A 12,869-nucleotide genomic window follows, 5' to 3' on the forward strand; every position below is an offset into this window, starting at 1 on the left:
GGTTTCTATGACTTCTCTGTATTTAGCTTCCGGTTCTCCGCGTCGGCAGGAGTTACTTGCGCAACTTGGCGTTTCCTTTGAACGTATCGTTACGGGCATTGAGGAGCAACGCTTTCCGCAGGAGAGCGCGCAGCAATACGTTGTGCGTCTGGCGCGCGAGAAAGCTCAGGCGGGCGTCGCGCAAGCCGCGCAGGATCTCCCGGTGCTGGGTGCGGATACCATTGTGATTCTGAACGGCGAAGTACTGGAGAAACCGCGCGATGCCGATCATGCGGTGCAGATGTTGCGCAAATTATCGGGGCAGACCCATCAGGTAATGACGGCAGTGGCGATGGCCGACAGCCAGTACATTCTCGATTGCCTGGTGGTGACCGATGTGACTTTCAGAACGTTAACAGATGAAGATATCGCGGGCTATGTCGCCAGCGGTGAACCGTTAGATAAAGCAGGTGCATACGGTATTCAGGGGCTTGGTGGTTGTTTTGTCAGGAAGATAAATGGCAGCTATCACGCCGTAGTCGGCTTACCGCTGGTTGAAACGTGTGAATTATTGAGTAATTTTAACGCACTGCGTGAGAAAAGGGATAAACATGACGGCTGAATTGTTGGTAAACGTAACGCCTTCGGAAACACGAGTGGCGTATATTGATGGTGGTATTCTGCAGGAAATTCATATTGAACGTGAGGCGCGACGCGGAATAGTAGGCAATATCTACAAGGGTCGTGTAAGCCGCGTACTTCCGGGTATGCAGGCGGCTTTTGTAGATATTGGGCTGGATAAAGCTGCGTTTCTACACGCTTCTGACATCATGCCGCACACCGAATGTGTGGCAGGTGAGGAACAAAAACAATTTACGGTGCGTGACATCTCGGAACTGGTCCGTCAGGGGCAAGATCTGATGGTACAGGTGGTGAAAGATCCGCTTGGTACCAAAGGCGCGCGCCTGACCACGGATATCACGCTGCCATCTCGCTATCTGGTGTTTATGCCAGGAGCGTCTCATGTTGGGGTTTCCCAACGTATCGAAAGTGAATCCGAACGTGAACGCCTGAAAAAAGTGGTCGCCGAGTATTGCGACGAGCAGGGCGGATTTATCATCCGTACCGCGGCAGAAGGTGTAGGCGAAGCTGAACTAGCTTCCGATGCCGCTTATCTGAAGCGTGTCTGGACCAAAGTCATGGAGCGTAAAAAGCGCCCACAGACGCGTTATCAACTGTACGGTGAACTGGCGCTGGCGCAGCGTGTGCTGCGTGATTTTGCCGATGCCGAGTTGGACCGCATTCGCGTTGATTCACGGCTGACTTACGAAGCATTACTTGAGTTCACCTCGGAATACATCCCCGAGATGACCAGCAAGCTGGAGCATTACACGGGGCGCCAGCCGATTTTCGATCTCTTTGACGTCGAAAACGAGATTCAGCGAGCGTTGGAACGCAAAGTTGAGTTGAAGTCTGGCGGTTATCTGATTATCGACCAGACCGAAGCGATGACCACCGTGGACATCAATACCGGGGCGTTTGTCGGTCATCGCAATCTGGACGACACCATCTTCAATACTAATATTGAAGCGACGCAGGCCATTGCTCGCCAGTTACGGTTGCGTAACCTGGGCGGAATTATCATCATTGATTTCATCGACATGAATAATGAGGATCACCGTCGCCGCGTACTGCATTCGCTGGAACAGGCGCTGAGCAAAGACCGGGTGAAAACCAGCGTTAACGGCTTCTCGGCGCTGGGGCTGGTGGAAATGACGCGTAAACGCACCCGCGAAAGCATTGAGCACGTACTGTGTAACGAATGCCCAACTTGCCACGGTCGCGGAACGGTGAAAACCGTGGAAACAGTATGCTATGAAATCATGCGCGAGATTGTTCGCGTGCACCATGCTTACGACTCCGACCGTTTCCTGGTCTATGCTTCTCCGGCAGTTGCCGAGGCCTTGAAAGGTGAAGAGTCGCACTCGCTGGCGGAAGTGGAAATTTTTGTGGGTAAGCAGGTTAAAGTACAAATCGAACCGCTCTACAACCAGGAGCAGTTTGACGTCGTCATGATGTAAACAAATGCTGGGCCGCCATCCGGCAAAGTTTTTTGAGTCACATTTTTAGCAGACAAGGAGTGACGGGTGAGGCGATTGCCGGGGATTTTACTGCTTACTGGAGCCGCGCTCGTTGTGATCGCTGCGCTGCTGGTCAGCGGCCTGCGTATTGCTTTGCCGCATCTTGATGCCTGGCGTCCAGAAATCCTCAATAAAATTGAATCTGCTACCGGCATGCCGGTAGAAGCCAGCCAGCTTTCCGCCAGCTGGCAGAATTTTGGCCCCACGCTTGAAGCGCGCGACATTCGCGCGGAGCTGAAAGATGGCGGTGAGTTTTCTGTCAAACGCGTTACTCTGGCGCTGGATGTCTGGCAGAGCCTGCTGCATATGCGCTGGCAGTTTCGCGATCTGACTTTCTGGCAACTGCGTTTCCGCACCAATACGCCCATCACCAGCGGTGGTGGTAATGATGGTCTGGAAGCCAGCCACATCAGCGACCTGTTTCTTCGTCAGTTTGATCACTTCGATCTCCGCGACAGCGAAGTCAGTTTCCTCACGCCATCCGGTCAGCGCGCCGAACTGGCGATCCCGCAACTCACCTGGCTTAACAATCCGCGTCGACACCGTGCGGAAGGCCAGGTAAGTCTCTCCAGCCTCACCGGGCAGCACGGCGTGATGCAAGTTCGCATGGATTTGCGTGATGACGAAGGGCTGTTAAGCAACGGTCGCGTCTGGTTGCAGGCTGATGATATTGACCTGAAGCCGTGGCTGGGCAAATGGATGCAGGACAACATTGCGCTGGAAACGGCGCAGTTCTCCCTCGAAGGCTGGATGACGATCGACAAAGGCGATGTAACCGGCGGTGACGTCTGGCTGAAACAGGGCGGTGCCAGCTGGTTGGGCGAGAAGCAAACGCATTCACTGGCGGTCGATAATCTCACCGCACACATTACGCGTGAACATCCCGGCTGGCAGTTTTCTATTCCTGATACCCGCATCACGATGGATGGCAAACGCTGGCCGAGTGGGGCATTGACGCTGGCCTGGATACCGGAACAGGATGTTGGTGGAAAGAATAATAAACGCAGTGACGAACTGCGGATTCGCGCCAGCAATCTGGAACTGGCGGGGCTGGAAGGTATTCGTCCGCTGGCAGCAAAACTTTCACCTGCGCTGGGCGACATCTGGCGGTCTACGCAACCGAGCGGCAAGATCAACACCCTGGCGCTGGATATCCCGCTTCAGGCAGCAGACAAGACTCGCTTTCAGGCATCGTGGAGCGATCTGGCCTGGAAGCAATGGAAATTACTGCCGGGCGCGGAACATTTCTCCGGGACGCTTTCCGGTAGTGTAGAAAATGGTTTACTGACCGCGTCCATGAAACAGGCGAAAATGCCTTACGAAACAGTTTTCCGCGCACCGCTGGAAATTGCTGACGGTAAGGCGACCCTAAGCTGGCTGAATAACGACAAAGGTTTCCAGCTTGATGGCCGCAATATTGATGTTAAAGCCAAAGCCGTCCATGCACGCGGCGGTTTCCGCTACCTGCAACCGACTAATGATGAACCCTGGCTGGGCATTCTGGCGGGTATCAGTACCGATGATGGTTCACAAGCGTGGCGCTATTTCCCAGAAAATCTGATGGGGAAAGAGTTAGTCGATTACTTAAGTGGCGCAATTCAGGGCGGTGAAGCGGATAACGCGACGCTGGTTTATGGCGGCAATCCGCAACTCTTCCCCTATAAACACAACGAAGGTCAGTTTGAGGTGCTGGTGCCGCTGCGTAACGCGAAGTTTGCCTTCCAGCCGGACTGGCCTGCGTTAACTAACCTCGATATTGAACTGGACTTCATAAACGACGGTTTATGGATGAAAACCGATGGCGTAAATCTGGGCGGCGTGCGCGCGAGTAATCTCACCGCAGTGATCCCTGACTACTCGAAAGAAAAATTGCTGATTGATGCTGACATTAAAGGTCCGGGCAAAGCGGTTGGTCCTTACTTTGATGAGACGCCGCTGAAAGACTCTCTGGGAGCAACCCTGCAAGAACTCCAGCTCGACGGCGATGTGAATGCTCGCTTACATCTCGATATCCCATTGAACGGCGAACTGGTTACAGCGAAAGGCGAAGTGACGCTGCGTAATAACAGTCTGTTTATCAAACCACTTGATAGCACACTGAAAAATTTGAGCGGTAAATTCAGCTTTATCAATGGCGATCTGCAAAGCGAACCACTGACAGCAAGTTGGTTTAATCAGCCACTGAACGTGGATTTTTCCACCAAAGAAGGGGCGAAAGCCTACCAGGTCGCGGTGAATCTCAACGGTAACTGGCAGCCAGCGAAAACTGACGTTCTGCCTGAAGCGGTGAATGAAGCGTTAAGCGGCAGCGTGGCCTGGGATGGCAAAGTGGGCATTGAGCTGCCTTATCATGCTGGCGCAACGTATAACGTAGAACTGAACGGTGATCTGAAGAATGTGAGCAGTCACTTACCATCGCCGTTAGCCAAACCCGCTGGCGAATCGCTGCCGGTTAACATTAAGGTCGATGGCAACCTCAATAGCTTTGAATTAACCGGACAGGCTGGCGCGGATAACCATTTCAACAGCCGCTGGTTGCTCGGTCAAAAGCTGACGCTCGATCGCGCTATCTGGGCGGCAGACAGTAAAACGCTTCCGCCGTTACCGGAACAAAGCGGTGTTGAGTTAAATATGCCATCGATGGATGGTGCCGAGTGGCTGGCGCTTTTCCAGAAAGGCGCGACGGATAAAGTCGGTAGTGCGGTGAGTTTTCCCCAGCACATTACGTTGCGTACGCCAGCGTTGTCGTTGGGAAATCAGCAATGGAATAACCTGAGTATTGTTTCGCAACCGATGGCAAATGGCACTCAGGTCGAGGCGCAAGGACGTGAAATCAACGCTACGCTGGCAATGCGCAATAACGCGCCGTGGCTGGCGACGATTAAATATCTCTATTACAACCCCAGCGTGGCGAAAACCAGTGGTGACTCCACGCCGTCGTCACCTTTCCCAACTACGGAGCGCATTAGCTTCCGTGGTTGGCCGGATGCGCAAATACGTTGCGCAGAGTGCTGGTTCTGGGGGCAAAAATTCGGTCGCATCGACAGCGATATCACCATTTCTGGCGATACGTTAACGCTGGCTAATGGACTGATTGATACCGGTTTCTCGCGGCTTACTGCCGAGGGTGAATGGGTTAACAATCCGGGGAATGAACGTACCTCGCTGAAAGGAAAATTACGCGGGCAGAAAATTGATGCCGCTGCTGAATTTTTTGGTGTCACGACGCCAATACGCCAGTCGTCATTTAATGTGGATTACGATTTACACTGGCGGAAAACGCCGTGGCAGCCGGATGAGGCAACGTTGAATGGCATCATCCATACTCAACTGGGCAAAGGTGAAATTACCGACATCAGCACTGGACATGCCGGGCAATTGCTGCGCTTATTGAGCGTCGATGCTCTGATGCGAAAGCTGCGCTTTGATTTCAGGGATACCTTTGGCGAAGGTTTCTATTTTGACTCCATTCGCAGCACGGCGTGGATTAAAGACGGTGTTATGCACACTGATGACACGCTGGTGGATGGCCTGGAAGCGGATATCGCCATGAAAGGGTCGGTAAATCTGGTACGCCGCGATCTGAATATGGAGGCGGTTGTCGCACCAGAAATTTCCGCGACGGTGGGTGTGGCTGCGGCCTTTGCGGTTAACCCCATTGTCGGTGCGGCGGTGTTTGCTGCCAGTAAAGTGCTGGGGCCGCTGTGGAGCAAAGTCTCCATTTTGCGCTACCACATTTCTGGTCCGCTGGACGCTCCGCAAATCAACGAAGTATTGCGCCAACCGCGTAAAGAAAAAGCGCAATGATTTGACGATGGCGCGTAATTGCCCCAATCTCATTAGATAATCGTTGCCAAAGGCCAACGAGCCGGAACATAACCGCAGGTCGGATAAGGCGTTCACGCCGCATCCGACAGCCGTAAAAAATCCTCTACCGAAGTAACTAACGAGTAACAAAAACGATGAGTCTGAACCTGGTAAGTGAACAATTGCTAGCGGCGAACGGCCTGAAACATCAGGATTTGTTCGCGATTCTCGGTCAACTGGCCGAACGTCGCCTCGATTACGGCGATCTCTATTTTCAGTCGAGCTATCACGAATCCTGGGTTTTAGAAGACCGCATTATCAAAGATGGTTCTTACAACATCGATCAGGGCGTTGGCGTGCGTGCAGTCAGCGGTGAAAAAACCGGTTTTGCTTACGCCGACCAAATCAGCCTGCTGGCCCTGGAACAGAGCGCACAAGCGGCGCGTACCATTGTCCGTGACAGTGGTGATGGCAAAGTACAGACGTTGGGCGCGGTAGAGCATAGCCCGCTGTATACCTCGCTTGATCCGCTGCAAAGCATGAGCCGCGAGGAGAAACTGGATATTTTACGTCGCGTCGATAAAGTTGCCCGTGAAGCCGACAAACGCGTACAGGAAGTGACTGCCAGCCTCAGTGGCGTCTATGAATTAATTCTGGTTGCGGCCACCGACGGCACCCTGGCGGCAGATGTCCGCCCACTGGTGCGCCTCTCAGTAAGCGTTCTGGTCGAAGAAGACGGTAAACGCGAACGCGGCGCCAGCGGCGGCGGCGGTCGTTTTGGTTATGAATTTTTCCTTGCCGATCTCGACGGTGAAGTCCGTGCGGATGCATGGGCGAAAGAAGCTGTGCGTATGGCGCTGGTCAATCTTTCTGCCGTTGCCGCGCCTGCGGGCACCATGCCGGTAGTACTTGGCGCAGGCTGGCCGGGCGTGCTGTTACATGAAGCGGTAGGTCACGGTCTGGAAGGCGACTTTAACCGCCGTGGCACTTCGGTCTTTAGTGGCCAGGTCGGCGAACTGGTAGCATCTGAACTGTGTACGGTAGTGGATGATGGCACGATGGTTGATCGCCGTGGTTCGGTGGCGATTGATGACGAAGGTACGCCGGGTCAGTACAACGTGCTGATTGAAAATGGGATCCTGAAAGGTTACATGCAGGATAAACTCAACGCTCGCTTAATGGGTATGGCGCCGACCGGTAATGGTCGTCGTGAATCCTATGCACACCTGCCCATGCCGCGTATGACCAACACCTACATGCTGCCGGGTAAATCGACGCCGCAGGAAATCATTGAATCCGTCGAGTATGGCATCTATGCGCCAAACTTCGGCGGCGGTCAGGTGGATATCACCTCCGGCAAATTTGTCTTCTCCACCTCAGAAGCGTATCTGATTGAAAACGGCAAAGTGACGAAACCGGTGAAAGGCGCAACGCTGATTGGTTCCGGTATCGAAACCATGCAGCAAATTTCGATGGTGGGCAACGACCTGAAACTGGATAACGGCGTGGGTGTCTGTGGTAAAGAAGGGCAGAGTTTGCCAGTTGGCGTGGGCCAGCCGACGCTCAAAGTCGACAACCTGACCGTTGGCGGTACCGCGTAATCTATCCTGGCCGGTAAGCGTCGCATCAGGCATTGGTTGCCGGATGCGGCGTAAACGCCTTATCCGGCACGCACATGAATTACTTCTCTTTCCCGCGCCCGTGCATCTCCTGAAACAACTTACCGACCTCGACAAAATAATCCGTCAGTGAGTTGATCACGACCTGCACCTTCAGTGGCAGCTTATCTTTTTCGGTATACAGTGCATAAACCGGGCGTGGATCCGACTGATAACGCGGCAGCAGGATCTCCAGCTCCCCACGATTGATCTCATTGATCACCCACATCAGCGGTACATACGCGATCCCAGCGCCTGCCGTTAACCAGCGCACCAGCGTCATTGGATCATTAGTGACAAACCGTCCTTGTGGGATGAGGCGAGTCGAGATCCCTTCTGGCGCGATCAGTTCAAATTCATTGTCCGGACGCACGCTGTACTCAAGCCATGAATGGCTACTTAGATCGGCGGGTTTTTCCGGTACGCCATACTGTGTGAGATAGCTTTTAGCGGCGCACACCACCATCGGCATCGCCCCCAGACGGCGGGAAAATAGGCTGGAATCCTGCAACGCGCCGACGCGGATCACGACATCCAGACCGTCGGCAATCAGGTCGGGTGCAGGAATTCCGGTAACCAGATTGACGCTTAAACCAGGGTACTCTTTCAACATTTTTGCCGTCAGCCCAGCGAGAACATTTTGAGCCATAGTTGAAGAACAGCCAATGCGCAGCGTCCCGATAGGCGTGTTATTGAAGGCGTACAGTTGCTCATGGACATCCTGCACTTCATGGAGCATCCGACGGCAGCCCTGGTAGTAAATTCTACCTGCTTCGGTCAGGCCAATGCTGCGTGTGCTGCGGTTTAACAACTTTACCTGCAACTCATCTTCCAGTTTAGACACCGTCTGACTGATGGATGAAACGCTCATTTGAAGCTGTCTGGCGGCGGCGGTAAACGAACCAAATTCAACCACTTTGGCGAAAACCGACATGCGTTTTAGTCGTTCCATTATTCACTCTGACTTAAAAGTGATTTAGATCACATAATATAGATAACAGCATAACAGTTACGCTAATATATTAAATATCAATCTACAGCAATGTTGCTCTCGCCCGGCTTTCTATGCCCTTCTCTGCGGCGACAGATGCTGAAAATAATAACACCTGCTCTCTCTATACAACCAAGGTCAACATGAGTCTGTTTCCCGTTATCGTGGTGTTTGGGCTGTCCTTCCCACCGATATTTTTCGAATTGCTTTTATCACTGGCGATTTTCTGGCTGGTGCGCCGGGTCCTTGTGCCAACAGGTATCTACGACTTCGTCTGGCATCCGGCGCTGTTCAACACCGCGCTCTATTGCTGTTTGTTTTATTTGATATCGCGACTGTTCGTTTGAGGTTGAAGTGAAAACACTAATAAGAAAATTCTCCCGTACGGCCATCACGGTCGTATTAGTCATTCTGGCCTTCATCGCAATTTTTAATGCCTGGGTCTATTACACCGAATCTCCGTGGACCCGTGACGCGCGCTTTAGCGCCGATGTGGTCGCGATTGCGCCGGATGTCTCCGGACTCATCACCCAAGTGAATGTTCATGATAACCAGCTGGTGAAAAAAGGACAGGTACTGTTCACCATCGACCAGCCACGCTACCAAAAGGCCCTCGAAGAAGCGGAAGCTGATGTTGCCTATTATCAGGTACTGGCGCAGGAAAAACGCCAGGAAGCTGGACGTCGCAACCGTCTCGGCATACAGGCGATGTCTCGCGAAGAGATAGACCAGGCCAATAACGTTCTGCAAACGGTCCTGCATCAGTTAGCGAAAGCTCAGGCAACCCGCGATCTGGCAAAACTGGATCTTGAACGTACCGTGATCCGCGCGCCAGCAGATGGCTGGGTGACCAACCTCAACGTCTATACCGGTGAATTTATTACGCGTGGTTCAACGGCTGTAGCGCTGGTGAAACAGAACTCCTTCTATGTGCTGGCCTATATGGAAGAAACCAAGCTGGAAGGGGTACGTTCTGGGTATCGCGCAGAAATTACGCCGCTTGGTAGCAATAAAGTGCTGAAAGGGACTGTCGATAGTGTTGCCGCTGGGGTCACTAACGCCAGCAGTACGCGTGACGACAAAGGGATGGCGACCATCGATTCCAACCTTGAATGGGTGCGTCTGGCGCAACGTGTCCCGGTACGTATTCGTCTCGACAACCAGCAAGATAACATCTGGCCTGCGGGGACTACCGCTACTGTGGTGGTTACGGGTAAACAAGATCGCGATGAAAGTCAGGATTCGTTCTTCCGTAAAATGGCCCATCGCCTGCGTGAGTTTGGTTAATCACGATGGGTATTTTCTCCATTGCTAACCAACATATTCGCTTCGCGGTAAAACTGGCGACCGCCATTGTGCTGGCGCTGTTTGTTGGCTTTCATTTTCAGCTTGAAACACCACGCTGGGCTGTTCTGACTGCGGCGATTGTTGCCGCCGGTCCTGCCTTTGCCGCCGGTGGCGAACCGTACTCTGGTGCCATCCGCTATCGCGGCTTTTTGCGCATCATCGGTACATTTATCGGTTGTATTGCCGGGCTGGTGATCATTATTGCGATGATCCGTGCACCATTGTTGATGATTCTGGTGTGCTGTATCTGGGCCGGTTTTTGTACCTGGCTCTCCTCGCTGGTACGAGTAGAGAACTCCTATGCGTGGGGGCTTGCCGGTTATACAGCGCTGATAATTGTGATCACCATTCAGCCAGAACCGCTGCTGACGCCGCAGTTTGCCGTTGAACGTTGTAGTGAAATCGTCATTGGTATTGTGTGTGCTATTGTGGCGGATCTGCTCTTTTCTCCACGATCGATCAAACAAGAAGTGGATCGAGAGCTGGAAAGTTTGCTGGTGGCGCAATATCAACTAATGCAATTATGCATCAAACATGGTGATGGCGAGATTGTTGATAAGGCCTGGGGCGACCTGGTTCGCCGCACCACGGCGCTGCAAGGGATGCGTAGCAATCTGAACATGGAATCTTCCCGCTGGGCGCGTGCCAATCGGCGTTTAAAAGCGATCAACACGTTGTCGCTGACGCTGGTAACCCAGTCCTGCGAAACTTATCTTATTCAGAATACGCGCCCGGAATTGATCACTGATACTTTCCGCGAATTTTTTGACACGCCGGTAGAAACTGCGCAGGACGTCCACAAGCAGCTCAAACGCCTGCGGAGAGTTATCGCCTGGACCGGGGAACGGGAAACGCCTGTCACCATTTATAGCTGGGTCGCGGCGGCAACGCGTTATCAGCTTCTCAAGCGCGGCGTTATCAGTAACACAAAAATCAACGCCACCGAAGAAGAGATCCTGCAAGGCGAACCGGAAGTAAAAGTAGAGTCAGCCGAACGTCATCATGCAATGGTTAACTTCTGGCGAACCACACTTTCTTGCATTCTGGGCACGCTTTTCTGGCTGTGGACCGGATGGACCTCCGGCAGTGGCGCAATGGTGATGATTGCCGTCGTAACGTCGCTGGCAATGCGTTTACCTAATCCACGCATGGTGGCGATCGACTTTATCTACGGCACGGTAGCTGCGCTACCGTTAGGACTGCTCTATTTTTTGGTGATTATCCCCAATACCCAACAGAGTATGTTGCTGCTGTGCCTTAGCCTGGCGGTGCTGGGATTTTTCCTTGGTATTGAAGTGCAGAAACGGCGGTTGGGATCGATGGGCGCGCTGGCCAGTACGATTAATATTATCGTGTTGGATAACCCGATGACCTTTCAGTTCAGTCAGTTTCTCGATAGCGCGCTGGGGCAAATCGTGGGCTGTGTGCTGGCGTTCATCGTCATTCTACTGGTGCGGGATAAATCGCGCGACAGGACAGGACGCGTGCTGCTTAATCAGTTTGTTTCTGCCGCTGTTTCCGCGATGACCACCAATGTCGCCCGGCGTAAAGAGAACCATCTGCCAGCGCTTTATCAGCAGTTGTTTTTGCTGATGAATAAATTTCCCGGCGATTTGCCGAAGTTTCGCCTGGCGTTAACGATGATTATCGCTCACCAGCGATTGCGTGATGCGCCGATACCCGTGAATGATGATTTATCGGCATTTCACCGACAAATGCGCCGCACAGCGGACCATGTGATTTCTGCCCGCAGCGATGACAAACGCCGTCGTTACTTCGGTCAGTTGCTGGAAGAACTGGATATCTACCAGGAAAAACTACGCATCTGGCAAGCGCCGCCGCAGGTCACGGAACCGGTGCATCGGCTTACCGGTATGCTGCATAAATACCAGCACGCGCTAACCGATAATTAAGTCAAAGCCGACGCCTAAAGGTGTCGGTTGAGATTGCTGACATACTCCAAATTGTCTGATGCGCTACGCTTATCAGGCCTATATTGAATTTGCACCCCTTGGTAGGCCGAATAAGGCGTTCACGCCGCATCCGGCATGAACAAAGTGCACTTTGTCAGTAATCAGAAACCGATGCCAAAAGCGTCGATTTTTTCATGTCTATACTTAGCGATGAACGGCAGAACTCGCCGCGAAACGTGACGGTGGCAACAGATGAATATCTATAGCTTTGATTTTGATGAGATTGAGAGTCAGGAGGACTTTTATCGCGACTTTCGCCAAACCTTTGGTCTGGCGAAAGATAAGGTGCGCGATCTCGACTCACTGTGGGATGTATTAATGAACGATGTTCTGCCGCTACCGCTGGAGATCGAATTTGTTCATCTGGGAGAAAAAACGCGTCGGCGTTTTGGCGCGTTAATATTGCTGTTTGATGAGGCGGAGGAAGAGCTGGAAGGGCATTTGCGTTTTAATGTTCGTCACTAGCGCAAAAAAGCCCCCAAACCGGGGGCAATGTCGTCGGACAAGACGATGAGGGTTTATTTGTACAGTTCAGCTGTGGCGTGCCAGGTATCGCCGCTACGCGCTTCGGTAATCTGGTAAGCAGTCGCGCCTTTCTCTTCCGCTTTTTTGTTCAGCATTTCACGCATATCCATTGGAGAAGATGCTACACCGCTGACGGACACGGTGCCGATGGCTTCACGATTTTGTGCTTGTGCAGCATCAATGGAATCGGCAGCGAAAGCACCGAAAGAGAGAACAGAGAGCACACTTAATGCAGCAACAGTGGTTTTGATTTTCATGATTTTTACCTCGACATAATCTTTTAGCTGGGCCTTTGTTTCGTGACCCATATCACAAAATTAAGTATACACTAATTATTGAGCTAATTAATACCACGCTAACTGTTTCTATTGAGGGAGAATTGTTAAAAAGATTAATTTTTATAACAAAAGTGAATTAAAAATACGGGTGTTTAGTGGAAATTGCATTT

The 12,869-nt window shown here is 52.3% G+C and carries 10 protein-coding genes; 8 read left to right on the forward strand and 2 right to left on the reverse strand.

What is annotated here, in order from left to right:
* Positions 1-7 precede the first annotated feature (7 nt).
* The 4 genes from yhdE (at position 8) to tldD (ending at position 7,528) form a co-directional block, all read left to right on the forward strand.
* A complete protein-coding gene (yhdE, locus tag AACS80_RS07485) occupies positions 8-601 on the forward strand; it encodes a nucleoside triphosphate pyrophosphatase YhdE (RefSeq protein WP_130204520.1) in 594 nt (197 codons plus the stop codon).
* The gene (gene rng, locus AACS80_RS07490) at positions 591-2,060 is read left to right on the forward strand and encodes a ribonuclease G (RefSeq protein ID WP_000123197.1); all 1,470 of its coding nucleotides are present in this window, start codon (positions 591-593) and stop codon (positions 2,058-2,060) included. The genes yhdE and rng overlap by 11 nt, the downstream gene beginning before the upstream one ends.
* A 66-nt stretch (positions 2,061-2,126) precedes the next feature.
* Positions 2,127-5,927 (forward strand): AsmA2 domain-containing protein YhdP, encoded by a 3,801-nt coding sequence (gene yhdP / locus AACS80_RS07495; RefSeq protein WP_135410513.1) that lies wholly within the window; start codon positions 2,127-2,129, stop codon positions 5,925-5,927.
* Positions 5,928-6,082: 155 nt separating this feature from the next.
* The gene (gene tldD / locus AACS80_RS07500) at positions 6,083-7,528 is read left to right on the forward strand and encodes a metalloprotease TldD (RefSeq protein WP_130204524.1); all 1,446 of its coding nucleotides are present in this window, start codon (positions 6,083-6,085) and stop codon (positions 7,526-7,528) included.
* 79 nt (positions 7,529-7,607) lie between these two features.
* Here the strand turns inward: tldD and aaeR are convergent, their stop codons facing one another.
* Complete coding sequence (gene aaeR, locus AACS80_RS07505; protein WP_130204526.1) at positions 7,608-8,537, reverse strand: HTH-type transcriptional activator AaeR; 930 nt, start codon at positions 8,535-8,537, stop codon at positions 7,608-7,610.
* 182 nt (positions 8,538-8,719) lie between these two features.
* Between aaeR and aaeX the strand changes: the two genes are divergently transcribed.
* The 4 genes from aaeX to AACS80_RS07525 all read left to right on the forward strand — a co-directional run bounded on the left by aaeX (position 8,720) and on the right by AACS80_RS07525 (position 12,361).
* On the forward strand, positions 8,720-8,923 hold the full coding sequence (gene aaeX / locus AACS80_RS07510; RefSeq protein WP_000051841.1) for a p-hydroxybenzoic acid efflux pump operon protein AaeX: 204 nt from the start codon (positions 8,720-8,722) through the stop codon (positions 8,921-8,923).
* A gap of 7 nt (positions 8,924-8,930) precedes the next feature.
* Positions 8,931-9,863 (forward strand): p-hydroxybenzoic acid efflux pump subunit AaeA, encoded by a 933-nt coding sequence (gene aaeA / locus AACS80_RS07515; RefSeq protein WP_130223742.1) that lies wholly within the window; start codon positions 8,931-8,933, stop codon positions 9,861-9,863.
* 5 nt (positions 9,864-9,868) lie between these two features.
* Complete coding sequence (gene aaeB / locus AACS80_RS07520; protein ID WP_135410512.1) at positions 9,869-11,836, forward strand: p-hydroxybenzoic acid efflux pump subunit AaeB; 1,968 nt, start codon at positions 9,869-9,871, stop codon at positions 11,834-11,836.
* Between the two features lie 252 nt (positions 11,837-12,088).
* Complete coding sequence (locus AACS80_RS07525; RefSeq protein ID WP_001028998.1) at positions 12,089-12,361, forward strand: barstar family protein; 273 nt, start codon at positions 12,089-12,091, stop codon at positions 12,359-12,361.
* Positions 12,362-12,414: 53 nt separating this feature from the next.
* Here AACS80_RS07525 and yhcN read toward each other — a convergent pair whose 3' ends face one another.
* Positions 12,415-12,678, reverse strand: a complete 264-nt coding sequence (yhcN, locus tag AACS80_RS07530; protein ID WP_000695690.1) for a peroxide/acid stress response protein YhcN — start codon at positions 12,676-12,678, stop codon at positions 12,415-12,417.
* Positions 12,679-12,869: the final 191 nt, after the last annotated feature.

This window comes from Escherichia sp. E4385 (genome assembly GCF_963883145.1).
Classification (GTDB): Bacteria; Pseudomonadota; Gammaproteobacteria; order Enterobacterales; family Enterobacteriaceae; genus Escherichia.